Raw genomic sequence first — 25136 nt, 5'->3', positions numbered from 1 at the left:
GTCGCTCCGGCGGCGCGTCCGCCGGGGGTGGCGCCGGGCGCGGTCGGCGCGGCGCCGGCCGCCCGGCCGGGGGCAGCGGCCGCTCCGGCAGCATCGTCACCTGGTCCTCGGGCGGCCCCAACCGCTAGGACACCCCGCACGGCAGCGGGCCCGCACCCCACCAGGTGCGGGCCCGCTGCGCTGCGCTCAGACGTCGGCGATGACGGAGAAGTCCGCCGAGCCGCGGTCGTCGTCCTGCGCGGCCTGCAAGGACTCGTGCGCCGCCTGCACCGCGTGCAGGCCGAGGGACGCCTCGAGCACGAGGGCGAGGTCCTTGGCCAGCGCGTCGGCGGTGAACTCCGCGTCGTCGAACTCCTGCTCGTCGAGCTGGGTCTGCTTGGCCCCGACGATCGGCGCCAGCACCCCGCCGGAGAGCAGCGCCAGGGTGGTGGCGCGGTCCAGGCCGACGTCGGAGGCGAAGGTCAGCGCCTCGGCCACCCCCTGCATGGCCACGGCCAGGCTGAGGTTGGCGACGAGCTTGCCGGCGGCGGCGTTGCGCGGCGCCCCGACCTCGCGGATCTTCTCCTGCGCCCCCCACAGCGCGACGAGCTCGCGGGCGGCGGCCACGTCCGCCTCCGCACCGCCGAGCAGCACCCCGAGCTCCCCGGCCGCCGCCGGGCCCATGGACCCGATGACGGGGGCCGCGACGTAGCGGACCCCGGCCTCGCCGGCGCGGCGGGCGAAGTCCTCGGCGTCGTCGGGGCCGACGGTGGTGACGTCGAGCCACAGCTGGCCGGTGGCGAGCAGGCCCGGGTCGAGCACCGTCGAGCGGACCGACGGGGGCCCGAACAGGACCGTCACCACCGCGTCGGCCCCCGCCACGGCCTCTGCCGGCTCGGCCGCCGCGGTGGCGCCGGCGTCGACGAGCGGTCGGGTGCGCTCGGCGGTCCGGTTCCACACCCGCACGGTGTGACCCGCCCCGAGCAGGTGGCGCACCAGGTGGCTGCCCATCCGACCGGTCCCCAGCACTGCGACGTCCACTGCGATCTCCTCCTGCTCGTCCTGCTGCACGTCGTCCGGCGACGACCGACGGACCGCGACGGTACGCGGGCCCCGCCCGCCCGGCTCGGGCCGTCCGGGCCGCGGCTGACCAGCCGGTATCGTGACGGCACGTGCGCTTCCTCGACGGGCAGACCCCGCCCCACGACCTGACCTACGACGACGTCTTCCTCGTGCCGGGCCGCACCGACGTCACGTCCCGGTTCGACGTCGACCTCGCCACCACCGACGGCTCCGGGACCACGATCCCCGTCGTGGTGGCCAACATGACGGCCGTCTCGGGCCGGCGCATGGCCGAGACCGTGGCCCGCCGCGGCGGGCTCGTCGTGCTGCCGCAGGACCTGCCCGTCGGCACCGTCGCCGAGACCGTGGCGTTCGTGGGGTCCCGCGACCTCGTCGCCGACACCCCCGTGGTGCTCGCCCCGGACGACGCGGTGTCCGACGCGCTGGCCCTGGTGCACAAGCGGTCCCACGGTGCGGTGGTCGTCGTCGAGGCCGGCAGGCCCGTCGGCGTGGTCACCGAGGCGCGCTGCGCCGGGGTGGACCGCTTCGCCCGGCTCGCGGACGTCATGGCCACCGCGTTCCCCACCGTGGCCGTGGGCACCGACCCCCGCGAGGTGTTCGACCTGCTGCACGCCGCCCACGCCGACCTGGCCGTGGTCACCGCCGCCGACGGTGCGCTCGCCGGGGTGCTCACCCGCACCGGGGCCGTCCGCGCGGGCATCTACACCCCCGCGGTGGACGACCGGGGCCGGCTGCGGGTGGCCGCCGCGGTGGGGGTGAACGGCGACGTCGCGGCCAAGGCGGAGGCGCTCGTCGGGGCGGGGGCCGACCTGCTCGTCGTCGACACCGCCCACGGCCACCAGGAGAAGATGCTCGAGGCGCTGCGCGCGGTGCGGGCCCGCGACCTCGGCGTCGTCGTCGTGGCCGGCAACGTGGTCTCCGCACAGGGCACCCGCGACCTGCTCGAGGCGGGGGCGGACGTGGTCAAGGTCGGCGTGGGCCCCGGCGCCATGTGCACCACCCGGATGATGACCGGGGTCGGCCGGCCCCAGCTCTCCGCCGTCGCCGAGTGCGCGGCCGCCGCGGCCGAGCTCGGCGGGCACGTGTGGGCCGACGGTGGGGTCCGCCACCCCCGCGACGTCGCGCTGGCCGTCGCCGCGGGCGCGTCCAACGTCATGATCGGCTCCTGGTTCGCCGGCACCTACGAGTCCCCCGGCGACCTGCACCACGACGAGGCGGGCCGGGCGTACAAGGAGAGCTTCGGCATGGCCTCCAAGCGGGCGGTGGCCGCGCGGACCTCCGCCGACGGCGCCTTCGACCGGGCCCGCAAGGCGCTGTTCGAGGAGGGCATCTCCAGCTCGCGGATGCGGCTGGACCCCGAGCGGCCCGGCGTGGAGGACCTGCTGGACCACATCTGCTCCGGGGTGCGCTCGACCTGCACCTACGCCGGGGCCCGCACCCTGGCCGAGCTGCACGACCGGGCCGTGCTCGGGGTGCAGTCCGCGGCAGGGTTCGCCGAGGGGCGTCCGCTGCCCGGCGGCTGGTGAGCGCGCGGCGGTAGGTTCGCCTGCATGGCCAAGGTCGCGACGTCGGACACCGTCTCCCTCGACGAGCTGCTGGAGTTCCTCCGGCCGCGCCACAAGGGCATATACACCGCGACGCGCTCCGACGGTCGCCCCCAGCTCTCCCCGGTCAGCTGCGGGGTGGACCCGCAGGGCCGCATCGTGGTCTCGACGTACCCGCAGCGGGCCAAGACCACCAACACCCGGCGCGACCCGCAGGTGAGCATCTGCGTGCTCTCCGACGACTTCGACGGCCCCTGGGTGCAGGTCTACGGCACCGCCGAGGTCCTCGACATGCCCGAGGCGGCGGAGCCGTTCGTGGACTACTTCCGCTCGATCGCCGGGGAGCACCCGGACTGGGACGAGTACAAGCAGGCCATGGCCGCGCAGGGCAAGTCGCTCATCCGCATCACCCCCACCAGCTGGGGCCCGGTGGCCACGGGGGGCTTCCCGCCCGAGGTCGCGGAGCGCATGGGCTGAGCCGCGCAGCGGAGGTGCGACGCCCCGTCGGGGGGCACGCCGTGTCCGGTTCGCCCGTAGGATCAGGGCTCCCCCGACCGACGAGCGAGAGGACCACGGTGCCCGAGGGTGCGAGTACCCGGGCGGGCCGACGGCCCGCCCTGCCCCAGCCGCGCCGGGGTGGCCCCGCGTGACGGTCCTGCTCAGCGTGGCCGGCGTCGTCGGCTTCCTCCTGCTCACCGCGGGCACCGCCCTGTTCGTCGCCGCCGAGTTCTCCCTCACCGCGCTGGAGCGCACGGTCGTCGAGGAGCACGCCCGCGACGGCGACCGCCGCGCCCGGCAGGTGCAGCGCGCCCACTCCAGCCTCAGCTTCCAGCTCTCCGGCGCCCAGCTGGGCATCACCATCACCACCCTGGTCACCGGCTACATCGCCGAGCCCGTCCTGGCCGGCTTCTTCCGCCCGGGGCTCGAGGCGCTCGGCCTGCCCGAGGGCCTCTCGACCGGGCTCACCCTCGCCCTGGCGCTCGTGCTGGCGACGTCGCTGTCGATGGTGCTCGGCGAGCTGGTGCCCAAGAACCTGGCCATCGCGACCCCGCTGGCCACCGCCCGGGCCACCGCCGGTGCGCAGGTGCTGTTCTCCCGCACGTTCCGGGTCGTCATCTCGGCGCTGAACGGCAGCGCCAACTGGGTGGTCCGCCGGATCGGCATCGAGCCCGCCGAGGAGCTGCGCTCGGCGCGCTCCCCGCAGGAGCTGGGCTCCCTGGTGCGCACCTCGGCCGAGCACGGGTCGCTCGACGAGCGCACCGCCGCGCTGCTGGACCGCTCGCTGCGCTTCGGCGAGCGCACCGCCGACGAGCTGATGACGCCCCGGGTGCGCATCGAGACCCTCGACGCCGACGCCACCGTGGCCGACCTGCTCGAGGCGGCGCAGCGCACCGGCTTCTCCCGGTTCCCGGTGGTCCACGGCGACCTCGACGACCCGCTGGGCGTCGTCCACGTCAAGCAGTCGTTCTCGATCCCGGTCGCCGCGCGCCGGGCCACCCCGCTGGAGCGCATCGTGCGCCGCGTCCCGACCGTGCCCGAGACCCTCGACGGCGACACCCTCATGGACCGGGTGCGCGGCGACGGCCTGCAGGTGGCGCTGGTGGTCGACGAGTACGGCGGCACCGCGGGCATGGTGACCATGGAGGACCTCATCGAGGAGATCGTCGGCGACGTCCGCGACGAGCACGACCTGCTGGGCCCCGACGTCCGCCGCGTCGGCGACGGCTGGGAGCTCTCCGGGCTGCTGCGTGTCGACGAGGTCGAGGACGCGACCGGCTTCAGCGCGCCCGAGGGCGAGTACGAGACCGTCGGCGGCCTCGTGCTGGCCGAGCTGGGCCGCATCCCCGAGGTCGACGACGCCGTCACCACCGGGGGCTGGCGGCTGCGGGTGGCCGCGATGGACGGCCGCCGCGTCGAGACCGTCGCGCTGGTCCCGGTACCCCCCGCGCAGGACGGGGCCGACGGGGACAGCACCGGCGGGGACAGCACCGACGGGGACGGGACCGACGGGGACGCCGGGCGGGCGGGTGACGACCGTGGGTGACGTCCTCGCCGTCGGCCTGGCGGTGCTGCTGCTGGCGGGCAACGCGTTCTTCGTCGGCGCCGAGTTCTCGCTCATCACCGCCCGCCGCGACCGGCTCGACACCCTCGCCACGCAGGGCAAGGCCCGGGCCCGCATCGTCATCACCGCCGGCGAGAACCTGTCGCTGATGCTCGCCGGCGCCCAGCTGGGCATCACCATCTGCTCGATCATCCTGGGCCGCGTCGGCGAGCCGGCCGTCGCGCACCTCATCGAGGCGCCGATGGCGGCCGTGGGGGTGCCCGAGGGCCTGCTGCACCCGATCGCCTTCACCCTGGCCCTGGCGGTCGTGGTGGTGCTGCACATCCTGCTCGGCGAGATGGTGCCCAAGAACATCGCCATCGCCGGGCCGGAGACGTCCGCGATGCTGCTGGTGACCGTCCACGTGGCCTTCGTCAAGCTGGTCCGCCCGCTCATCGCGGTCTACAACTGGGTGGCCAACCGCATCCTGCACGTGGGCGGGGTCGAGGTCCGCGACGAGCTGGAGACCGCCTACAGCACCCGCGAGCTGGCCGGCATGATCGCCGACTCGCGCTCGGAGGGGCTGATCGACGCCGGGGAGCACCGCCGCCTCACCCAGGCCCTGCGCACCACCGGGCGCACCGTGGCCGAGGTCGTCATCCCGCTCGCCGACGTCCGCAGCCTGCCCACCCACGACGGCGGGGTGCGCCTCGGCGACCTCGAGGACGCGGTCGGCGAGACGGGCTTCTCCCGCTACCCGGTGCGCACCGACGACGGCAGCCTGCTGGGCTACCTGCACGTCAAGGACGTGCTCGGGGAGGTGCTCGACGACGACACCGGCCCGGACACGCTCATCGGGCGCTCGCAGGTGCGGACGCTGCCGACCGTGCCCGCCGCCGTCCCGCTCGACGAGGCCCTGGGCACCCTGCGCCGGGCCTCCAGCCACCTCGCCGCGGTGCTCGACACCGCCGGCCGCACCGTGGGCGTCGTCGCCCTGGAGGACCTCGTGGAGGAGTTCGTGGGCACCGTGCGCGACGCCACCCACCGCGCACCGGACCCGGTGCCCGGACGGGGCCGGCGGTGAGCGCGCCGGGGCAGACCGTGCTGGTCGTGGGCGGTGGCCTGTCCGGGGTCGCCTGCGCCGCGGCGCTGCACCGGGCCGGGGTCGGGGTCACCGTCGCCGAGCGGGCGGCCACGCTCGGGGGCCGGCTGGGCAGCCGCCGGTTCGACGGCCGCCCCATCGACACCGGGGCCGCGTACTTCACCGTCGACGACCGGGAGGACGAGCGCTTCGCCGCCGTGGCCGCCGACTGGCGCGCCCGCGGCCTGGCCGCGCCGTGGACCGACACCCTGACGGCCTGGTCGCACGGGGGCACCGAGGAGAAGTCCGGCCCCGACCGGTGGGCCGCCCCCGGCGGGCTGCGCAGCCTGGTCACCGACCTCGCCGCGGGTCTCGACGTGCGCACCTCGGCCACCGTCGGACGCGTCGACGCCACGTCGTCCGGACCCGTCGCGGACGGCACCGCGCACGCCGCCGTGGTGCTCGCCATGCCGGACCCGCAGGCGCAGCGCCTCCTCGGCGACGGGACCGCGGCCCTCGCCGCGGCCGTCGGGGGGCGCGGCTGGGACCCGGTGGTCAGCGTCGCGGTCGTCGCCCGGGAGCGCACCTGGGCACCGTTCTCCGCGATGTTCGTCAACGAGCACCCGGCGATCACCACCCTGGCCGACGACGGGGACCGCCGCGGCGACGACGCCCCCGTGCTCGTCGCCCACACCACCCCCGCCCTGGCCCGGGACCACCTGGACGACCCGTGGCAGGTGGCCCCGACCGTGCTGGCCGCGGTCCGCGAGGTGCTCGACGTCGACGTCGACGCCCGGTGGGTGGCGGTGCACCGGTGGGGCCTGGCCCAGCCGCAGGACTCGCGCGAGCAGCCCTACCTGCTCGACGCGACCCGCATTGGGCTGTGCGGCGACGGCTGGGGCCGGTCCAAGGTGCAGACCGCCTGGGAGTCCGGCGACGCGCTGGGCACCGAGCTCGCCACCCGGCTCGCATGACGGGCGCGGTCCCCGGACCGGTCTGGCGGGCGGCCCGCGCGCAGCACGAGGCGCAGGTCGACGCCCTGCTCGCCGACCACCTCGGGCGACGCTCCCGCGGCGAGGCGCACCCGGTGCTGGACTTCCTGTTCACCTACTACTCCCACCGCCCGGCCCGGCTGCGGCGCTGGCACCCCGGCCTCGGCGTGGTCCTCGCCGACGCCGACGAGCTCCTGGCCCTGCCCGGGTACGCCGCGGTGCCGGGCGGGGTGGGCGTGGCGGCCGACGCGGTGGCTCGGCGGCGGTCCACCCTGGACTTCGTCACCCGGCTGCTGCGGGCCACCGCCGGGCGGCCCGCCCAGCTCGGCTGCTTCGGCATGCACGAGTGGGCCATGGTCTACCGGGGCGGGGCCGACGCCGCCCGGCACGCGGCCCCGCTGCGGCTGGGCCCGGCGGGCACCGACGCCGCCGTCGAGCAGGTCGGGCTGCGCTGCACCCACCACGACGCGTTCCGCTTCTTCACCGCGGACGCGCGCCCGCGCAACGCCGTCACCCCCACCCGGGAGGACCAGGTCGCCCGCGAGCAGCCCGGCTGCGTCCACGCCGGCATGGACCTCTACAAGTGGGCGTACAAGCTCGAGCCGCTGGTGGCATCGACGCTCGTCCTCGACTGCTTCCGGCACGCCGCCGCCGCCCGCGAGCTCGACATGCGGGCCAGCCCGTACGACCTGCGGGCGTGGGGCTACTCCCCCGTGGCCGTGGAGCAGCCGGCCGGGCGGGCGGAGTACGTGCGGGCGCAGGCGCAGCTGGCCCAGCGCGCCGCCCCGCTGCGGGCCGAGGTGCTCGCCGCCGGCGACCGGGCCCTGCTCGAGCGGGCCCCGGCCGACCGGGCCGTGCCGGCGTGACCCGGGCCGTGGGCGCCCTCGTGCTGGGCGCGCTGGTGGCGTGGCTGCTGCACCGCAGGCTCGCCCGGGCCACCCGCGCGCCGCGGTGGCTGAGCCGGCTGCTCGCCCTGGTGCTGGCCGCGCTGACCGCGGCCGCGGTGGTGGGGCTGCTCTCGGGCAGCGCCCTGGACCCGTCGTGGGCCCGGCCGGTGGCGTTCGTCGGCCTGACCTGGCTCGCCGTGGTGCTCTACCTGCTGCTCGGCCTCGCCGTCCTCGGGGTGGTCCTCGGCGTCGTCCGCCTGGCGCGCCGGGGCCGGCGGACCGGCGGCACCGACGAGAGCCGCCGCACCGCGCTGCGGGTGGCCACGGTCGGGGTGGTCGCCACCGCGCTCGGGGTCACCGGGTGGGCGCTGCGGCGGGCCGCCGACCCGCTGGTCACCCGGGTGCGGGTGCCGCTGGCCGGGCTGCCCCCCGAGCTGGCCGGGCTGCGCATCGCCGTGGTCTCCGACCTGCACGTGGGCCCCGCCCGCGGGGCGGGGTTCACCCGGCGGGTGGTCGAGCTGGTCAACGCGCAGTCGCCGGACGTCGTCGCGCTGACCGGGGACCTCGTCGACGGCACGGTGGCCCTGGTGGGGGACGCGCTGGTGCCCGTCCGGGACCTGCGGGCCCCGCTGGGGGTGTTCGGGGTGACCGGCAACCACGAGTACTACGCCGGGGACGTCGTGGACTGGGTGCGGTTCTGGCCGACCGTGGGCATCACCCCGCTGACCAACACGCGCGTCGAGCTGCGCCGCGGGGCGGGCGTGCTCGACCTCGCGGGGGTCAACGACGTCACCGGCACCGACCCCTACCCGGCCGACCTCGACGCCGCGCTCGCCGGCCGCGACCCCTCCCGGGTGTGCGTGCTGCTGGCCCACGAGCCGCGCCAGGTCGGCCGGGCCGCCCAGCTGGGGGTGGACCTGCAGCTCTCCGGGCACACCCACGGTGGTCAGCTGTGGCCGCTGGACCTGCTGGTGCCGCTGCAGCAGCCCGCGGTCGAGGGCCTCGCCCGGTTCGGGCCCACCACCCTGTACACGACCCGCGGGGTGGGCACCTGGGGTCCGCCGGTGCGGGTCGGCGCCGACCCCGAGGTCACCGTCGTCGAGCTGGTGCCCGCGCCCTGAGGCCCGCGTCGGACCGGCTCCGGGGCGTCCCTGCTCGGTAGGGTGGCCTGGTGGCGAGGCACCGTGGGGACAGCGCCCGGCGACGGGTCAGCCGCGCGCCGGTGGTCGCCGTGGTGGTCGTCGTGCTGCTCGTCCTCGCCGTCATCGGCTGGTTCAAGGTGCGGGACAGCTCCGACAGCGCCGGGGCAGCCGCCGCCGCCACCTGCCTCGACGGAACCTCCACCCTCGCGGTCGCGGCCGCCCCGGACGTGGCCCCGGTGGTCACCCAGCTCGCCGCCGCCTACACCGAGCGGCGCACCGTGGTCCGTGACCAGTGCGTCGAGGTGCTGGTCACCCCCGTCGCCCCCGGCGCGGCGCTGGCCGGCCTGCAGGGCACCTGGGACACCGCGGCCGACGGGCCTGAGCCCGCGCTGTGGATCCCCAGCGACACCACCTGGGCCACCCGGGCGGCGACGATCGACCCGAGCCCGGTGACCGGGGTGCCCCGCTCGCTGGGGTCCAGCCCGGTGCTGCTGGCCGTCCCAGCCGCGGCCGCGCCCGCCGTCGCCGACGCCGGCCTGACCTGGGCCGACGTGGCCGCGCGGCAGGGCACCGCGGCGTGGGGCGACCTCGGCCAGCCCGGGTGGCCCACCTTCACCCAGGCCCTGCCCCCGGCCGCGCCGGGCGGTGACCTGACGCCGCTGGTCGGCCAGGCCGTGGCGGCCGGCGCCGCGGGCACGTCCGACGGACCGGTCACCGCCGCCCAGGTCGCCGACCCCGCCACCACCCGCGCCCTGGCCGGCCTCGCCGCCGGGCCGGACCCGCAGCCGGCGTCGGCGTCCGACGCGCTGGCCACGCTCACCGGGCTGGGCTCCGTGCCCGGCAGCGCGTTCCAGGCCGTGGCCGCCACCGAGCAGCAGCTGCTCGCGCTCGACCAGGGCCCCACCCCCGTCGCCGGGGTCGCCCTGGCCGGGGCCACCCCGGTCGCCGACCACCCGCTGGTGACGCTGCAGGGCAGCTGGGTCGACGAGACCCAGGCACGCGCCAGCGCCGCCTTCGCCGAGGACCTCACCGGGCCCGACGCCCAGCAGCAGCTGACCGTGGCCGAGCTGCGCGCCGGCGGCGGGCCGCCGACCGTCCCCGACGGCCTCGTGGTCGGCACCCCGGGCACCGCCCTGGCCCTCGCCGACGCCGCCGCGACCACGGCCGTGCTCGACGCCCTGGCGCGGCCCGCCGCGGCCGCCACCCCCGCGCGCACGACCGTGCTGCTCGACGTGTCCGGCTCCACCGGGGCGCAGGAGGGGCCGGGCACCCGGCTCGCGAACACCGCGGCCGCGCTCACCGCGCGGGTGCAGGCGCTGCCGGACCAGGCCGCCGTCGGGCTGTGGCCGTTCAGCCGCAACCTCGACGGGGACCTGCCCTACCGGGTGGCCGTGCCCACCGGACCGCTCACCGACCCGGTGGGCGGGGTGCCCCGGCGCCAGGCCCTGGCGACCGCCCTGGCGGGGCTGCGGCCGGAGAGCGCGACGTCGTCCAACTTCGCCCTGCAGGGCGCCTACACCGCGGCGGTGCAGGGATACGTGCCCGGCCGACCGAACACCGTCCTGCTCGTGACCGACGGCCCGAACGACGGCATCACCACCGCCGCGGACGTGCTCTCGACCATCCGCAGCGCGGGTGACCCGGCCCGGCCGGTGCGGGTCGACGTCGTCGTCGTGGGCCCCGGGTTCGACACGTCCGGCCTGGCCCAGGTCGCGCAGGCCACCGGGGGCACCCTCGTCGACGCCGGGCTCAGCAGCGGCCCCGGCCTCGGTGATGCGCTCGGCCGGCTGCTCACGTGACCGCCCGGCGGCTGCCCCGCTGGTCCGAGCTGGCCCCGCTGCTGCAGCCGCGCCCCCGGGCCGGGGGTCCGCACGCCCGCCGGCTCGCCGCGGCCGCCTCGGTGACCGACCTGCGCGAGCTCGCGCGGCGGCGCGCCCCGCGGGCGGTGTTCGACTACACCGACGGGGCGGCGGGTCGCGAGCTCAGCGCCCGGCGCTCGCGGGAGGCCCTCGACCGGGTGGAGCTGGACTCCCGGGTGCTGCGCGACGTCTCCGAGCCCGACCTGTCCACCACCGTGCTGGGCCGCCCCGCGAGCATGCCGCTGGCGCTGGGACCGACCGGGTTCACCCGGATGATGCACCAGGCCGGGGAGCCCGCCGTGGCCCGCGCCGCCGCCCGTGCCGGGGTGCCCTACGCGCTGTCCACCATGGGCACCACGTCGGTGGAGGCCCTGGCCGAGGAGGCCCCGGACGCCCGCCGCTGGTTCCAGCTCTACCTGTGGCGCGACCGCGACGCGAGTGCCGAGCTCGTGCGCCGGGCCGACGCCGCCGGGTACGACACGCTGGTGCTCACCGTCGACACCCCGGTGGCGGGGCTGCGGCTGCGTGACGTCCGCAACGGCATGACCATCCCGCCGACGCTGACCGCCCGGACCGTGCTCGACGGCGCCCGCCACCCGTCCTGGTGGTTCGACCTGCTCACCACCGCGCCCCTGGAGTTCGCCACCCTGTCCAGCTTCGACGGCACGGTGGCCGAGCTGGTGGGGCAGGTCTTCGACCCCGCGCTCACCCTGGCCGACGTGGCGTGGCTGCGGGAGCGGTGGCCGGGCTCGCTGGTGGTCAAGGGCGTGCTCGACGCCGAGGACGCCCGCGCCGTGGTGGACGCCGGGGCCGACGGGGTGGTCGTGTCCAGCCACGGCGGCCGCCAGCTCGACCAGGGGCCCACCCCGCTGGAGCGGCTGCCGGGGATCGCCGCGGCGGTCGGCGAGCGCACCGAGGTGATGGTCGACGGCGGGGTGCTCTTCGGGTCCGACGTCGCCGCCGCCGTCGCCCTGGGCGCCCGGACCGTGCTCGTCGGCCGGGCCTACCTCTACGGGCTGATGGCCGGCGGCGAGGCGGGCGTGGACCGCGTGCTGGACCTGCTGCGCACCGAGCTGCGGACGACCATGCAGCTCATGGGCGTCACCACCGTCGCCGAGCTGACCGGCCGCGCGCACCTGCGGGCCCCGTGAGCGCGCGCTACGCCGAGCTCGCCTGGGCGGCCACGCCGATGGGAGAGGTGAGCCTGCGGCGCCGCTTCGACCTCACCCTGCAGGCCGACGTCCACGAGGTGCGCCTGGGCGAGGAGTTCCTCATGTCCAGCGCGTTCGTCGTCGCCGAGGAGGAGCTCGCGCACCTAGGCCTGGCCGCCGCCGACGGCGACGCGCTCGACGTGGTGGTGGGCGGGCTGGGGCTCGGGTACACGGCCGCGGCCGCGCTGGCCGACCCCCGGGTGGCCTCGCTGCGGGTCGTCGACGCCCTCGACGCCGTCGTCGACTGGCACGAGCAGGGCCTGCTGCCGCTCTCGGCCGGGATGTACGACGACCCCCGGTGCACCTACGTCCGCGGCGACTTCTTCGCGCTGGCCGCGGCGGGCGGGCTCGGCCGGCCGGACGTGGTGCTGCTCGACGTCGACCACACCCCGCGGCACGTGCTGCACCCCGGGCACGCCGCATTCTACACCCCCGCCGGGGTGGCCGGGCTCGCGGCGGCGCTGCCCCCGGGCGGGGTGTTCGCGCTGTGGTCGGACGACCCGCCCGACGAGCCGCTGCTCGACGTGCTGCGCGGCGAGTTCCGCCGCGCCCGCGGCCAGGTGGTGACCTTCCCGAACCCCTTCACGGGCGGGGAGTCGACCAACTCCGTGCTCGTCGCCGTCCGCTGAGGTCCCCGCCGAACCACGCTGCACCGGATCCAGCGGGCGTGGTCGTCTCTGCACCCGATCCGGCGGTGCACGCGGAATCCCCCGACGGGAGCCCGATCGGGTGCAGCACGGCCCGCCCTGCTGTGGCCCGACTGGCCGGCTGACTACTGCGCGAACGCCTCGATCGGCGGGCACGAGCACACCAGGTTGCGGTCCCCCGCGGCCCCGTCGATGCGCCGCACCGGCGGGAAGACCTTGGCCCGCAGCGCCAGCGACGGCACCGCCGCCCCCGGGAACACCGCCTGCTCGCGGGTGTAGGGGTGATCCCACTCCCCGACCAGGCACCGGGCGGTGTGCGGGGCGCCGCGCAGCGGGTTGTCCTCCACCGGCCACTCCCCCGAGCCGACCCGGTCGATCTCGGCCTTGATCGCGATCATGGCGTCGCAGAACTGGTCGATCTCGGCGAGGTCCTCGCTCTCGGTGGGCTCCACCATCAGCGTGCCCGCCACGGGGAAGCTCATCGTCGGGGCGTGGAACCCGAAGTCCGCCAGCCGCTTCGCCACGTCGTCCACCGTGACGCCGGTGGCCTTGGTGATGGGCCGCAGGTCGAGGATGCACTCGTGGGCGACCATGCCGCGCTCGCCGGTGTAGAGCACGGGGAAGTGCTCGTCGAGCCGGCGGGCGACGTAGTTCGCGGCCGCGACCGCGGTGAGCGTGGCCCGGCGCAGCCCGTCGGCGCCCATCATCCGCACGTAGGCCCAGGAGATGGGCAGGATCGACGCGGACCCCCACGGTGCACCGGAGACCACGCCGCCGCGTCCGGTGAGCTGCGGGGCCAGCGGGTGCCCGGGCAGGAACGGGGTGAGGTGCGCCGCGACCCCGATGGGTCCGACGCCGGGGCCCCCGCCGCCGTGCGGGATGCAGAACGTCTTGTGCAGGTTGAGGTGGCTGACGTCGGCACCGAAGCGGCCGGGCCGGGCCAGGCCGACCAGCGCGTTCAGGTTGGCCCCGTCCACGTAGACCTGCCCGCCCGCGTCGTGGACCAGGCCGCACAGCTCGCGGATGCCGGACTCGTACACCCCGTGGGTGGACGGGTAGGTGACCATGATCGCGGCGAGGGTGTCGCGGTGCGCCTCGATCTTGGCGCGCAGGTCGTCGAGGTCGACGTCGCCGTCCTCGCCGCACGCCACCACGACGACGCGCATGCCGGCCATGACGGCCGAGGCGGCGTTGGTGCCGTGCGCGCTGGAGGGGATGAGGCACACGTCGCGGCCGGTGTCGCCGCGGTCGCGGTGGTAGCCGCGGATGGCGAGCAGCCCGGCGTACTCGCCCTGGCTGCCGGCGTTCGGCTGCAGGCTGACCGCGTCGTAGCCGGTGATGGCGACCAGCCAGCGCTCGAGGTCGTCGACGAGCTGGTGCGTGCCCGCCGCGTCCTCGACGGGGGCGAAGGGGTGCAGGCCGGCGAACTCGGGCCAGGTGATGGGCTCCATCTCGGTGGCCGCGTTGAGCTTCATGGTGCACGAGCCCAGCGGGATCATCGTGCGGTCCAGGGCCAGGTCCTTGTCCGAGAGCGCGCGCAGGTAGCGCATCATCGCCGTCTCGGAGCGGTAGCGGGTGAACGCCGGGTGGGTGAGGAACTCCGTGGTGCGGCGCAGGGCGTCCGGCAGGGCGTCGGCGGGGGCGTCGGCGGGGGCGGGGGCGGCCGGGCCGACGACCGCGGCGGCCACGGCGTCGACGTGCGCGGCGGTGGTGAGCTCGTCGCAGGTCACGCCCACGGTGTCGGCGTCGACCACCCGGATGCTGATGCCCTGCGCGCGGGCCGCGGCGTGGACCTCGGCGGACCGGCCGGGCACGCGGACGGTGACGGTGTCGAAGAACGCGTCGTGCACCACGTCCCCACCCCCGGCCCGGACCAGCGCGGCGAGCCGGGCAGCGTGCCCCGCGACCCGGCGGGCGATGGTGGTCAGGCCCGACGCCCCGTGGTAGCTGGCGTACATGGCGGCGACGACGGCGAGCAGCACCTGCGCGGTGCAGATGTTGCTCGTCGCCTTCTCCCGGCGGATGTGCTGCTCGCGGGTCTGCAGGGCCAGCCGGTAGGCGGGGGCACCGTCGGCGTCGACGCTCACCCCGACGAGCCGGCCGGGCAGCTGGCGGGCGAGCTTCGTCGACACCGCGAGGTACCCCGCGTGCGGCCCGCCGTAGCCCATGGGCACCCCGAAGCGCTGGCTGGTGCCCACGCACGCGTCGGCCCCCTGCTCGCCGGGCGGGGTCAGCAGGGTCAGCGCCAGCAGGTCGGCGGCCACGGCGACCAGGGCACCGCGCTCGTGGGCCTCGGCGATGAGCGCGGTCGGGTCGGTGACGCGCCCGGACGCGCCGGGGGCCTGGGTGAGCACGCCGAAGAAGTCGCCCTCGGGCAGGCCGTCGGCGGCCAGGTCGGCGTCGACGAGCTCGATGCCCAGCGGCTCGGCGCGGGTGGCGACGACGGCCCGGGTCTGCGGCAGCACCTCGGTGTCGACGACGAACCGTGCGGCCTTCGACTTCCCGGCGCGGCGCAGCAGGGTCATGGCCTCGGCGGCGGCGGTGGACTCGTCGAGCATGGAGGAGTTCGCGATCTCCATGCCCGTGAGGTCGGCGACCATCGTCTGGTAGTTGAGCAGCGCCTCGAGCCGGCCCTGGCTGATCTCCGGCTGGTAGGGCGTGTACGCGGTGTACCAGGCGGGGTTCTCGACCACGTTGCGGCGGATCACCGCGGGGGTGATCGTGTCGTGGTAGCCGAGCCCGATCATCGAGGTGGTGACGGTGTTGCGGTCGGCCAGCGCGCGCAGCTCGGCGATGGCCTCGTGCTCGCTGACCGGGGCGGGCAGCGCGTCGAGGCCGTTCTCCCCCGCCGGGTCGAGGATGTCGGCGGGCAGCGCCGCGGCGGCGAGGTCGTCGAGGTGCTCGACCCCGATGACGTGCAGCAGGCGGGCCAGGCCGTCCGCGTCGGGTCCGACGTGACGGTCGGCGAAGGTGTGGGACTGCTGCGGCTGGGTCACGGGGTGGCCTCCGGGCTGGGCGGACGGGACGACACGTCCTCCCCCTCTGTCACCGCGCACGGCGACTCCAGAGGCGTCGAGCTCCGGGCGGTCCCTGGTGCCTGAGAGGTTGACGGGGAGGTGCTGCTCCTTCGGCGGCCCGGACACGGTCTCCGGGCTCTCTCCCGCACGGCGGCGACGCAGGTCCAGTCTAGGTCGAGGCCGCGGGGTCCGGCGCGGGGAACCCCAGCAGGAGCGCCAGGTCGGTCATCGCCGCGTCGAAGAACGCGTCGCCGTCGGTGACCGAGCCCACGAAGTGGCCGAACAGCTCGAAGCTGATCGCCCCGTACAGCGAGCTCCAGGCCAGCAGCGCCCGGCCGCGCACGGCGTCGTCGAGGCCCGGCCCGTCGCCCCCGAGGGCCTCGGTGAGCTGGTCGGTGGTGGCGCCGGTCGACACCCCGGCGGCGTCGGGGAGCAGGCCGGCCCGGCTGGCGTCGGCGAGCACCCGGCCCAGCACGAGACCCACCCGCGCCGCGGCGGGCACGGTGTCCGGCGGCGCGGTGTACCCGGGCACGGGCGAGCCGTAGAGCAGGGCGTACTCGTGCGGGTGGGCCAGCGCCCAGGCCCGGACCGCGCGGCACACGCCGACCCAGCGCGTGGCGGGGTCGCGGCCGGGGTCGTCCGCGGCCTCCGCGGCCGCGCCCAGCTGGTCGTAGCCGTCGACGATCAGCCGGGTGAGCAGCTCGTCGCGGCTCGGGAAGTACCGGTAGACCGCGGATGAGGCGAGGCCGACCTCGCGGGCGACGGCCCGCAGCGAGAGCGCGGCCGCACCCACCTCGGCGAGCTGGCGGCGGGCGGCGTCGACGATCTCGGCGGTCAGCTCGGCACGGGCGCGGTCACGAGCGGTCGGCACCGTCCCACCGTGCGGCACGAGAGCGTCGCACGCAACCGAGAGCACCGCTCTTGACTGCGGTGGCCGAAAATGCGAGCATCGTTCTCGATCGAGAGCACCGCTCTCGACAGCGGACGGAGGACGAGATGGCGCTGCACGTGGTCGTGGGCAAGGGCCCGGTCGGGTCGGGGACGGCGGAGCGCCTGGCCGCGGCCGGGCACGAGGTGCGGGTGCTCTCCCGCAGCGGGGGGACGTCGCGGGACGGGGTCGAGCACCGGGTGGTCGACGCGGCGGACGCCGATGCGCTGGTCGCCGCGACCCGCGGTGCGGCGACCATCACCAACGCGGTCAACCCGCCCTACACGTCGTGGGCCACCGACTGGCCGCCCGTGGCCGCCGCCCTGCTCGCGGCGGCCGAGCGGCACGACGCGGTGCTGGTGACGATGGGCAACCTCTACGGCTACGGCCGCCCCACGGGCCCGATGACCCCGGACACCCCGATGGACGCGACCGACACCAAGGGCCGGGTGCGCGCCCGGATGTGGCGGGAGATGGTCGCTGCGCACGCCGCCGGCCGGGTCCGCGTGACCGAGGCGCGGGCGTCGGACTTCGTGGGCCCGACGGTGCCCGCGGCGCAGTCCCACCTCAACCGCCAGGTGCCCACCGTCCGGCGCGGCGGGCGGGTGTGGGTGTTCGGCAACCCGGACGCGCGGCGCAGCTGGAGCTACCTGCCCGACGTGGTGTCGACGCTGGTCACCCTCGGGGCCGACGAGCGCGCGTGGGGCCGGGCGTGGATGGTGCCGAGCACGGTCCGCACGCAGCGTGAGGCCGTGGGCGACCTCGCCCGCGCGGCCGGGGTCGAGCCGGGCCCCGTCAGCGCGGTCCCGTGGGCCCCGCTCCGGCTGCTCTCCCCCGTGGTGCCGTTCCTCCGGGAGCTCGTCGACGTCCGCCACCAGTTCGACGCCGAGTTCGTGCTCGACGCGTCCGCGACGACCCGGACCTTCGGGCAGGGGGCGACACCGTGGGAGCAGGTCGTGGCGGCGACCGTCGCCCGCGACCCGGCGCGGGTCGGCTAGCCGGTGCGGCGGGTGACCCGGTCGCGGCGGCGGGTGGCCAGCTCGTCCTCGGGGGCGTCCTCGACCACGCCGCCGTCGGCGCGCTCGGCGGGGAAGTCGGCGATGGTGCCGGTCAGCTCGCGCATGGCGCCGCTGACCGCGATGCCGAACACGCCCTGCCCGCCCTGCAGCAGGTCGACGACCTCCTCGGCGGAGGTGCACTCGTAGACGGTGGTGCCGTCGGAGAACAGGGTGATGCGGGCGAGGTCGGCCACCCCCCGGCGGCGCAGGTGCTCCACGGCGACGCGGATGTTCTGCAGCGAGACGCCGGTGTCGAGGAGCCGCTTGACGACCTTGAGGACGAGGATGTCCTTGAACGAGTAGAGCCGCTGGCTGCCGGAGCCGGCCGCGCCGCGGATCGACGGGACCACCAGCGAGGTGCGGGCCCAGTAGTCGAGCTGGCGGTAGGTGATGCCGGCGATCTGGCAGGCGATGGGCACGCGGTAGCCGACGAGCTCGTCGGGCACGGTGTCGTCGGGGAACAGGCCGGGCTGCACCTCGAGGTCCGGCTGGGGCAGGTCGGGGAGGGGACGCGCGACGGGGGCGAGCGGACCGGTGCCCTCGTCGTCGTGCGGTCGGTCGACCAACGCCGTCTCCTCGCCTGCTCGAGCACCACCGGGGCGGTGCTGCGTGGCCCCGACCTGGTGCTCGGTGCGTCGTCGACGGTATGTCCGGTGCTGGTGGCGGTCAACGCGCCACGCACAGGTCTCGACCTCTCGTCGAGGGTGAGACCTGATCGAGACCGGCTCAGCCGTCGGTGCTGAAGTCCTCCGGGGAGACGTTGTCGAGGAACTCCTTGAACTTCTCGACCTCGTCCTCCTGCTCGTCCGGGATGACCAGGCCGGCCTCGGCGAGCACCGACTCGTCCGCGTGGATCGGCACGCCCGAGCGCATGGCCAGCGCGACGGAGTCCGACGGGCGGGCCGAGACGCGGGTGTCGCCGTCGAAGACGAGCTCGGCGAAGTAGGTGCCCTCCTGCAGGTCGGTGATGCGGACCTGCTGCAGGTTGCGGCCGAAGGCGCCGACGAGGTTCTTGATGAGGTCGTGCGTCATGGGGCGCGCGGGCTTGACGCCCTGCTGCTCCAGCGCGATCGCGGTGGCCTCGCCCTGCCCGATCCAGATGGGCAGGTACCGGTCCCCGTCCGACTCCCGCAGCAGCAGGATCGGCTGGTTCGCGGGGAGCTCCACCCGGATGCCCACGACCCGCATCTCCGCCACGGTGACCTCCTGATCTCGAACCGCCAGACCTGATCGCCCACACGGCGTCTGCCGGTCCGACGCTACACGCGCGGGGGCACCCCCGCCGGTCAGGCCTGCGCGGTGCCCGCCTCGCGCAGCGCGCTGCCGACGAGGGCCGCGTGCAGCGTCACGGTGAGCGCGGCGACCTCGCGGGCGAGCTCCTCGGCCCGGCCCGCCGCGCCGGCGTCCCGCTGCCGGGCGACGGGGGCCGCGACCTGGGCGACGAGGTCGGCCTCGCGCTGGGCCGCGGTGCGCAGGCTGCGCAGGTGGCGGGGGTCCAGGCCGTGGCGGGCCAGGGCTCCGGCGGTCCGCGCGACGACGGTGGCGTCGGCGGGGTACAGCCCGGCCGGGCCAGGCCGCAGCAGGCCGTGGGCCTCGAGCTCGGCGAGCAGCTCGGCGCCGACGTCGGCGCGCTCGAGCAGCTCCTCGCGGGTCAGCCGCAGGGCACGGTCGGTGGCGAACGCGTCCGGCGGCACCAGCGGGTCGGCGACGGCCAGCGCCCGGGGCGCGCGCGGGCCGGGCCCGGCCGGCTCCCGACCCTCGTCGAGGGCGTCGAGGTGCTCGCGGATGACCTTGAGCGGCAGGTAGTGGTCACGCTGCGCCGCCAGCACGTAGGCGAGGCGCTCGCAGTCGGCCACCGAGAACTGGCGGTACCCCGACGGCGAGCGCTGCGGGGTGACCAGGCCCTCCGACTCGAGGAACCGGATCTTGGAGATGGTGACGTCCGGGAACTGCGGCCGCAGCCGCTCGAGGACGGCACCGATCGACATGCCGGCGCGGGGCGCGCGCCCGGGAGCGGTCACCGGCTCCCTGCACCCGCCGAGCGCTCGGTGCCCTGGGCGCCCTTGGGCCCGGTGAGGAAGACGAGGCGGAACTTGCCGATCTGCACCTCGTCGCCGTTGGCCAGCACCGCGGAGTCGACGGGCTCGCGGTTGACGTAGGTGCCGTTGAGGCTGCCCACGTCGACGACGAGGAAGTCCTCGCCGTCCTGGCGGAACTCGGCGTGACGACGGCTGACGGTGACGTCGTCGAGGAAGATGTCGCTGTCGGGGTGGCGGCCGGCGGAGGTCATCGGCTGGTCGAGCAGGAAGCGCGAGCCCGCGTTGGGGCCGCGCTTGACCACGAGCAGGGCCGACCCGGCGGGCAGCGCCTCGACGCCGGCCACGGGCTGCTCGCCGGAGGCGCCACCGGAGCGGTCGACCTCCTGCAGGAAGTCCGCACGGAACACCGAGGTCGTCTCGGTGGGCCGTTCCTGCCCCGCGTGCTGGTCGTCCTGGCTCACCTGAGCTCCTCCTCGACGTCGTCGCCGCCCGTCCCCGGGCGGCAGGGCCATGACCGTACCGCGATCACGGGGTGCGTCGGGCCCACCCCGGACACCCCGCCGTGCCGCCCGCTCAGCTGCTCTCGGTGGTCTCCCGGTAGCCGGCCGCGTCGAGCAGGCCGGCCAGCACGTCGTCCAGGCCGCCCGCGTCGGGCACCGTGATCTCGAGCAGCCAGCCGTCGCCGTAGGGGCCGGAGTTGACCAGCTCCGGGCTGGCCTCGAGGGCCTCGTTCACCGCGGCCACCGTGCCGGTGAGCGGGGCGAAGACGTCGGAGACGCTCTTGGTCGACTCGACCTCGCCGAAGGGCTGCTCGGCGGTGACGTCGTCGCCGACGTCGGGGACCTGCACGAACACCACGTCGCCGAGCTGCGCCTGCGCGAAGTCGGTGATGCCGATGCGGACCCGGTCCTCCCCCACCTTCTGCACCCACTCGTGCTGGGCGGTGTAGCGCAGGTCCTCGGGGGTGCTGGGCTCGGCCACGGGTCTCCTCGGGTGCGGGTCTTCGGCGGGCTCGCGCGACGGCCGACCCGACGGGTGCGGCCACCGTCCGGCTAGCGGGCCGGCTGAGCGTATTGGGGTGGGCTCACCGCTCGCAAGGCGGTCACCGCGACCTCCGGGAGCTGCTCCACGCGCAGCGACCCCCCCGCCCGGGCGACGGTGTCGACCACGCCGCCGGGGATGTCCAGCGCCGCCGCCGTGGTGGCCGGGTCGCCCACCGCGAGCACCGTGTACGGCAGGGCCAGGGTGGTGCCGTCGACGGCCACGGCCCCCGCGCGGCCGCCCACCGACGAGCTGAGCCCGATGCGCACCGCGGCGCCGTCGGCGCCCCCGACCTCGATGGCCTCGGCCCCGGCCGCGCGCAGCTCCTGCACCGCGTCGAGCACCACCTCCGGGCCGACGCTGCGCGAGGGGTCGGTCAGCGTCAGCCGCACCCCCGGGCCCGTGGCGGGGGCGGTGCCGACCAGCACGGCCAGGGCGCCGGCCTCCTGCCGCGCCTCGGCCAGGGCGGCAGCGGAGTCCTGCCCGGAGGCCTGCAGCGTGTCCACCCGGGACTGCAGCTGGGCCACCTCCTCGCGCAGCGAGGCCTCGCGCTGCTGCAGCGTGTCCAGCAGGACCACGAGGTCGGCGGGGCGGGCCGAGTCGAGGGTGTCCCCGGAGCCCTGGTCACGGACCTGGGCGACGACGGCGAGGCCGAGGGCGGCGCACAGCAGCGCCACCAGCGCCGTGGAGACCGCCCGGGCCCGGCGCGAGCGGGGTGGGGCCGTGCCGTCCGCCCCCGGCTGGGGGTTCTCCTGCTGGGGGTTCTCCTGCTGGGGGTTCTCCGGCGGCGGGTCCCGGCGCTCCTCGTCCACGGTGCTCACGCCCCGAACAGGTGGCGGCGGATCGCGGCCGCGTTGCCGAAGATGCGGATGCCCAGCACCACCACCACCGCGGTGGAGAGCTGGGTGCCGACCCCGAGCTGGTCGCCGAGCAGCACGATCAGCGCGGCCACCACGACGTTGAACACGAACGAGACGGTGAACACCTTGGGGTCGAAGATGCCGTCGAGCTGGGCCCGCAGCCCCCCGAACACCGCGTCGAGCGCGGCGACGACGGCGATGGGCAGGTAGGGCTGGACGAAGTCGGGCACCTGCGGGCTCAGCACGAGCCCCAGCACGACCCCGACCGCCAGCGCGACCACCGCGATCACCGGCCACCCCCTACCCGGCCCGTGGCGGCGAGGTCGGTCCCCGTCGCCGCGGGCAGCTCCGCCCGCTCGACCCGCTCCGTCGCGAAGCCCAGACCGTAGACCTGGGCGACGGCGGAGAGCCGGACGTAGGCCTCGCTGCGCACGAAGGTGGTCTCGAGGCGACCGACGTCGCCGATGCCCACCACCTCGTAGGGGGTGAACACGGGCTGGTCGTCGACGAGGACCGCGCCACCGGCCTGCCGGATGCTGGCCTGCGGGCTGAGCCGGACGCCGCCGACCGCGACCGCCTCCGCTCCCCCGGACCACAGCGCGTTGACCACGAGCTGCAAGTCGCGGTCGAGGACCGTGCCGCCGCGGGCCCCGGACGTGGCGTCGCCCGACCCGGTGTCGCTCAGGGTCACCCGCAGCGCAGGTCCGGCGACGGGCGTGACCCCGGCCGCGACCTGCAGCTGCTGCAGCGCGTCGTTGGCCGCCCGGCCCTCGCTGCCGCCGTCGAGGACCCGGGAGCGCTGCTCCTGCGCCCGGGCCGCCAGCCCGGCGCGCTGCGCGGCCAGGTCGTCGACCCTGCCCTGCGCGTCGGTGGCCTCCTGGGCGAGTCCGGCGCGCACCACCTCGCCCGCCGGGGCCGCGGCCGAGGTGGTGGCGGCGGCGACACCGAGCACCAGCCCGACGACGAGGACCCCGGCGACGGCCCAGGCCCGAGTGGTGCGGGCGGCGTGGGCGTGGTGCGACGCGGTGGCCCGCCGCCGGGCGGCCGCGGCCGCGTAGCCGGGGTCGAGCGGGTCGGCCAGCAGCGCGGCGAGCAGCGACGGCTGCGGCGAGCGCCGGGGGCCGGGGTCGGGGCTCACGGGGCCGGTCCCACCGGGGGCACCCGGGCCACGACGAGGCGCACCTGCACCAGGTACAGCACCCCCGCCCACAGGTACATCGCCCCGCCCCACAGGGCGAACGCGTAGGCGAGCGGGCGGCAGATGGCGGCGAAGGTGCCCTCGGCCTGCGCGGCCAGCAGCAGCGGGAACGCGTAGAGCAGGCAGAAGGTGGCCGCCTTGCCGAGGTAGTGCACGGGCAGGGCGGTCATCCCGCGGCGGCGCAGCAGCGGGAACGTCGCGGCCAGCACCAGGTCGCGGCCGACGAGGACGGCGGCCACCCACCACGGCACGATGTCGCGCACCACGAACGCGACCAGGGTGGCCAGCACGTAGAGCCGGTCGGCGGCCGGGTCGAGCAGCGCGCCCAGCCGGGAGCCCTGGTCCAGCATCCGGGCGAGCTTGCCGTCGAGGTAGTCGGTGGCCCCGCTGACGGCGAGGACGACGATCGCCCAGCCGTCGGCCTGCGGGCCGAGCAGGAGGTAGAGGAACAGCGGCACGCCCAGCAGGCGCAGCACGCTGAGCGCGTTCGGGATGGTCAGGACGCGGTCGGGCGCACCCCCGGCCGGCTCGTCCTCGGCCAGCACCGCTGCGTCCTGCCCGGCCGACCCGACCACACCGACCACCGCCCCTCGTCCGCGGCGAGCCTGCCACACGACACCCCCGCCGGACCGGGCTCCGGGCGCCCGGCGCGCGGATCGGCCAGGCTGTGCGGCGTGAGCAGCGCACCGCAGGGCCCCCGGACCCCCGAGACCGACGACTGGGGCATCTCCCGGAGCTGGCTCGACGGCGACGACGTCGAGCAGCACCCCGCCGAGGAGACCCTCGCCGCGCTCCGCGAGGTCATCGGCACCCCGCCCGCGGACCTCGAGCAGCGCGCCCCGCTGGTGCTGCGCACGGGGCAGCAGGCCGACCTGCCGGCCGGGGAGCTGGCGCTGGAGGACGGCACCACCCGACGGGTCGGCGGCCCGGGCGCGGTGGACCTGCCGCTGGGCTACCACGAGCTGACCCCCGACGCGGGGCCCGCGCGCCGCGTCATCGTCTCCCCCGGCCGGTGCCACCGCCCGGAGGGGCTGCGCGAGTGGGGCGTCGCGGTCCAGCTCTACGCCGCGCGCTCGGCGGCCAGCTGGGGCACCGGGGACCTGGCCGACCTGCGCGCGGTGCGGGAGTGGGCCACCGCCCGGGGCGCGGGGTTCCTGCTGGTCAACCCGCTGCACGGGGTGGCCCCGACGCACCCGCAGGAGGCCAGCCCCTACCTGCCGGCCACGCGCCGCTTCCGCAACCCGCTCTACCTGCGGGTGGCCGAGGTGCCCGGGGCGGGTGCGCCCGACCCGGTCGACGTCGCCGAGGGCCGGGCGCTGCGCCGGGCCGAGGTGATCGACCGCGACGCCGCCTGGGTGCTGCACCGCCGGGCGCTGCGCCGGGTGTTCGACGCCGGGCCGGGCCAGGACTTCGCCGCGTGGCGCGCGGAGCAGGGCCGCCCGCTGCAGCAGTGGGCGACCTGGTGCGTGCTGGCCGAGGCGCACGGCGACGACTTCCACGACTGGCCCGCCGAGCTGCACGACCCGGACTCCGACGCGGTGGCCGCGGCGGTCGCCGAGCACGGGGACGACGTCGCGTTCCACGCCTGGCTGCAGTGGGCGCTGGGCCGCCAGCTCGAGGACGCATGCGCCGGCACCACCGTGCTGCAGGACCTGCCCGTGGGGGTCTCCGGCGGCGGGGCCGACGCGTGGGCGTGGCAGGGCGTGCTGGCCGACGGGGTCACCGTCGGTGCGCCCCCCGACGCGTTCAACGGCCTGGGGCAGGACTGGGGGTCACCGCCGTTCGTCCCGTGGCGGCTGCGCCTGGCCGGGTACGAGCCGTTCGCCGCGTCCGTCCGGGCCACCCTGGCCGGGGCCGGCGGGCTGCGGGTGGACCACGTCATGGGGCTGTTCCGGCTGTGGTGGGTGCCGCCGGGCGGTGACCCCCGGGCGGGGGCCTACGTCCGCTACCCGTGGCAGGACATGCTCGCGATCGTCGCGCTGGAGAGCCACCGCGCGGGCGCCCTGGTGGTGGGCGAGGACCTCGGCGTCGTCGAGGACGGGGTGCGCGAGGCGATGGCCGAGCACGGGATGCTCAGCTACCGGCTGCTGTGGTTCGAGGAGGACGCCCCCGCGGCGTGGCCGGAGGGGGCGATGGCCGCGGTGACCACGCACGACCTGCCGACGGTCCGCGGCCTGGTCGACGGCACGGACCTGGCCGAGCAGCGCAGCCTCGGGCTCGGCAGCGACGCGGAGCTGGCGGCCTCGCGGCAGGAGATGCTGGAGACCATCGGGGCGGCGGACGGGGACGACCCGGCCGCGGCGACGCTGCGGGCGCACCGCCGGCTGGTCGCCGCCCCGTCGGCGCTGCTGTGCGCGACCCTGGACGACGCGGTGCTGGCGCAGCGGCGGCCCAACGTGCCCGGCACCGAGGACCGGGTGAACTGGCGGCTGCCGCTGCCGGTCGGGGTGGACGAGCTGGACGGCTGCGGCTCGGCCACCGCCCTGGCCGAGCTGCTCGACGCCGCGGTGCACCCCCGGGGCTGAGCCA

At 76.6% G+C, this 25136-nt stretch carries 24 protein-coding genes and 1 riboswitch; of the genes, 12 read left to right on the top strand and 12 right to left on the bottom strand.

Annotated elements, in window-relative coordinates; genetic code table 11:
* Positions 1 to 186: 186 nt before the first annotated feature.
* Complete coding sequence (locus tag ACYVOF_RS09930) at positions 187 to 1020, bottom strand: NAD(P)-dependent oxidoreductase (RefSeq protein WP_460866042.1); 834 nt, start codon at positions 1018 to 1020, stop codon at positions 187 to 189.
* A gap of 131 nt (positions 1021 to 1151) precedes the next feature.
* Between ACYVOF_RS09930 and guaB1 the strand changes: the two genes are divergently transcribed.
* The 10 genes from guaB1 to ACYVOF_RS09880 all read left to right on the top strand — a co-directional run bounded on the left by guaB1 (position 1152) and on the right by ACYVOF_RS09880 (position 12448).
* Positions 1152 to 2588 carry a GMP reductase gene (guaB1, locus tag ACYVOF_RS09925; RefSeq protein WP_460866041.1) on the top strand — a complete coding sequence of 479 codons (1437 nt, stop codon included), beginning with the start codon at positions 1152 to 1154 and terminating at the stop codon, positions 2586 to 2588.
* A gap of 24 nt (positions 2589 to 2612) precedes the next feature.
* The gene (locus tag ACYVOF_RS09920; protein WP_460866040.1) at positions 2613 to 3083 is read left to right on the top strand and encodes a PPOX class F420-dependent oxidoreductase; all 471 of its coding nucleotides are present in this window, start codon (positions 2613 to 2615) and stop codon (positions 3081 to 3083) included.
* Positions 3084 to 3252: 169 nt separating this feature from the next.
* Positions 3253 to 4650 (top strand): hemolysin family protein, encoded by a 1398-nt coding sequence (locus tag ACYVOF_RS09915; RefSeq protein WP_460866038.1) that lies wholly within the window; start codon positions 3253 to 3255, stop codon positions 4648 to 4650.
* Positions 4643 to 5731 carry a hemolysin family protein gene (locus ACYVOF_RS09910; protein WP_460866056.1) on the top strand — a complete coding sequence of 363 codons (1089 nt, stop codon included), beginning with the start codon at positions 4643 to 4645 and terminating at the stop codon, positions 5729 to 5731. Before ACYVOF_RS09915 ends, ACYVOF_RS09910 begins: the two co-directional genes overlap by 8 nt.
* Positions 5728 to 6702, top strand: a complete 975-nt coding sequence (locus tag ACYVOF_RS09905; protein WP_460866037.1) for an NAD(P)/FAD-dependent oxidoreductase — start codon at positions 5728 to 5730, stop codon at positions 6700 to 6702. Before ACYVOF_RS09910 ends, ACYVOF_RS09905 begins: the two co-directional genes overlap by 4 nt.
* On the top strand, positions 6699 to 7586 hold the full coding sequence (locus tag ACYVOF_RS09900) for a 3-methyladenine DNA glycosylase (RefSeq protein ID WP_460866035.1): 888 nt from the start codon (positions 6699 to 6701) through the stop codon (positions 7584 to 7586). The genes ACYVOF_RS09905 and ACYVOF_RS09900 overlap by 4 nt, the downstream gene beginning before the upstream one ends.
* Positions 7583 to 8728, top strand: a complete 1146-nt coding sequence (locus ACYVOF_RS09895; protein ID WP_460866033.1) for a metallophosphoesterase — start codon at positions 7583 to 7585, stop codon at positions 8726 to 8728. Before ACYVOF_RS09900 ends, ACYVOF_RS09895 begins: the two co-directional genes overlap by 4 nt.
* A gap of 50 nt (positions 8729 to 8778) precedes the next feature.
* The gene (locus tag ACYVOF_RS09890; RefSeq protein ID WP_460866031.1) at positions 8779 to 10548 is read left to right on the top strand and encodes a vWA domain-containing protein; all 1770 of its coding nucleotides are present in this window, start codon (positions 8779 to 8781) and stop codon (positions 10546 to 10548) included.
* The gene (locus ACYVOF_RS09885) at positions 10545 to 11759 is read left to right on the top strand and encodes an alpha-hydroxy acid oxidase (RefSeq protein WP_460866029.1); all 1215 of its coding nucleotides are present in this window, start codon (positions 10545 to 10547) and stop codon (positions 11757 to 11759) included. The genes ACYVOF_RS09890 and ACYVOF_RS09885 overlap by 4 nt, the downstream gene beginning before the upstream one ends.
* Positions 11756 to 12448: a polyamine aminopropyltransferase gene (locus ACYVOF_RS09880; RefSeq protein ID WP_460866028.1), complete on the top strand. Its 693-nt coding sequence runs from the start codon at positions 11756 to 11758 to the stop codon at positions 12446 to 12448. The genes ACYVOF_RS09885 and ACYVOF_RS09880 overlap by 4 nt, the downstream gene beginning before the upstream one ends.
* A 143-nt stretch (positions 12449 to 12591) precedes the next feature.
* On the opposite strand, the gene gcvP is transcribed toward ACYVOF_RS09880, so the two are convergent.
* Together gcvP and ACYVOF_RS09870 are read right to left on the bottom strand one after the other, a co-directional pair.
* The gene (gene gcvP / locus ACYVOF_RS09875) at positions 12592 to 15462 is read right to left on the bottom strand and encodes an aminomethyl-transferring glycine dehydrogenase (RefSeq protein ID WP_460866026.1); all 2871 of its coding nucleotides are present in this window, start codon (positions 15460 to 15462) and stop codon (positions 12592 to 12594) included.
* A 78-nt stretch (positions 15463 to 15540) separates the two neighbouring features.
* Positions 15541 to 15639: riboswitch (glycine riboswitch) on the bottom strand.
* A gap of 13 nt (positions 15640 to 15652) precedes the next feature.
* The gene (locus ACYVOF_RS09870; RefSeq protein WP_460866024.1) at positions 15653 to 16354 is read right to left on the bottom strand and encodes a TetR/AcrR family transcriptional regulator; all 702 of its coding nucleotides are present in this window, start codon (positions 16352 to 16354) and stop codon (positions 15653 to 15655) included.
* A gap of 125 nt (positions 16355 to 16479) precedes the next feature.
* Between ACYVOF_RS09870 and ACYVOF_RS09865 the strand changes: the two genes are divergently transcribed.
* Positions 16480 to 17409: an NAD-dependent epimerase/dehydratase family protein gene (locus ACYVOF_RS09865; RefSeq protein ID WP_460866022.1), complete on the top strand. Its 930-nt coding sequence runs from the start codon at positions 16480 to 16482 to the stop codon at positions 17407 to 17409.
* On the opposite strand, the gene ACYVOF_RS09860 is transcribed toward ACYVOF_RS09865, so the two are convergent.
* The 9 genes from ACYVOF_RS09860 to ACYVOF_RS09820 all read right to left on the bottom strand — a co-directional run bounded on the left by ACYVOF_RS09860 (position 17406) and on the right by ACYVOF_RS09820 (position 23149).
* On the bottom strand, positions 17406 to 17966 hold the full coding sequence (locus ACYVOF_RS09860) for a MerR family transcriptional regulator (RefSeq protein ID WP_460866054.1): 561 nt from the start codon (positions 17964 to 17966) through the stop codon (positions 17406 to 17408). The genes ACYVOF_RS09865 and ACYVOF_RS09860 overlap by 4 nt on opposite strands.
* 229 nt (positions 17967 to 18195) lie before the next feature.
* Complete coding sequence (locus tag ACYVOF_RS09855; protein WP_460866020.1) at positions 18196 to 18666, bottom strand: bifunctional nuclease family protein; 471 nt, start codon at positions 18664 to 18666, stop codon at positions 18196 to 18198.
* 89 nt (positions 18667 to 18755) lie between these two features.
* Complete coding sequence (ftsR, locus tag ACYVOF_RS09850; protein ID WP_460866019.1) at positions 18756 to 19490, bottom strand: transcriptional regulator FtsR; 735 nt, start codon at positions 19488 to 19490, stop codon at positions 18756 to 18758.
* Positions 19487 to 19969, bottom strand: coding sequence for a glycogen accumulation regulator GarA (gene garA / locus ACYVOF_RS09845; protein WP_460866017.1), 483 nt, complete (start codon positions 19967 to 19969; stop codon positions 19487 to 19489). The genes ftsR and garA overlap by 4 nt, the downstream gene beginning before the upstream one ends.
* A 112-nt stretch (positions 19970 to 20081) precedes the next feature.
* Positions 20082 to 20489, bottom strand: a complete 408-nt coding sequence (gene gcvH, locus ACYVOF_RS09840) for a glycine cleavage system protein GcvH (protein ID WP_460866014.1) — start codon at positions 20487 to 20489, stop codon at positions 20082 to 20084.
* A 71-nt stretch (positions 20490 to 20560) separates the two neighbouring features.
* Positions 20561 to 21370, bottom strand: coding sequence for a DUF881 domain-containing protein (locus ACYVOF_RS09835; RefSeq protein WP_460866012.1), 810 nt, complete (start codon positions 21368 to 21370; stop codon positions 20561 to 20563).
* Positions 21367 to 21699 (bottom strand): small basic family protein, encoded by a 333-nt coding sequence (locus ACYVOF_RS09830; protein ID WP_460866010.1) that lies wholly within the window; start codon positions 21697 to 21699, stop codon positions 21367 to 21369. Before ACYVOF_RS09830 ends, ACYVOF_RS09835 begins: the two co-directional genes overlap by 4 nt.
* Positions 21696 to 22547, bottom strand: a complete 852-nt coding sequence (locus ACYVOF_RS09825; RefSeq protein ID WP_460866009.1) for a DUF881 domain-containing protein — start codon at positions 22545 to 22547, stop codon at positions 21696 to 21698. Before ACYVOF_RS09825 ends, ACYVOF_RS09830 begins: the two co-directional genes overlap by 4 nt.
* Positions 22544 to 23149, bottom strand: a complete 606-nt coding sequence (locus ACYVOF_RS09820) for a CDP-alcohol phosphatidyltransferase family protein (protein WP_460866052.1) — start codon at positions 23147 to 23149, stop codon at positions 22544 to 22546. The genes ACYVOF_RS09825 and ACYVOF_RS09820 overlap by 4 nt, the downstream gene beginning before the upstream one ends.
* A 132-nt stretch (positions 23150 to 23281) precedes the next feature.
* Here ACYVOF_RS09820 and malQ point away from each other — a divergent pair, with 132 nt between their 5' ends.
* On the top strand, positions 23282 to 25132 hold the full coding sequence (gene malQ, locus ACYVOF_RS09815; RefSeq protein ID WP_460866008.1) for a 4-alpha-glucanotransferase: 1851 nt from the start codon (positions 23282 to 23284) through the stop codon (positions 25130 to 25132).
* Positions 25133 to 25136: the final 4 nt, after the last annotated feature.

The organism is Rhodococcus aerolatus (assembly GCF_054783215.1).
Note: the sequence above shows the minus strand (reverse complement) of the source record. Positions and strands in the feature narration are given on the sequence as shown.

Excerpts from the sequence above, each read along its gene's own strand:
- ACYVOF_RS09920 (WP_460866040.1), top strand. The coding sequence starts at position 2,613 with ATGGCCAAGGTCGCGACGTCGGACACCGTCTCCCTCGACGAGCTGCTG.
- ACYVOF_RS09900 (WP_460866035.1), top strand. The coding sequence starts at position 6,699 with ATGACGGGCGCGGTCCCCGGACCGGTCTGGCGGGCGGCCCGCGCGCAG.
- ACYVOF_RS09865 (WP_460866022.1), top strand. The coding sequence starts at position 16,480 with ATGGCGCTGCACGTGGTCGTGGGCAAGGGCCCGGTCGGGTCGGGGACG.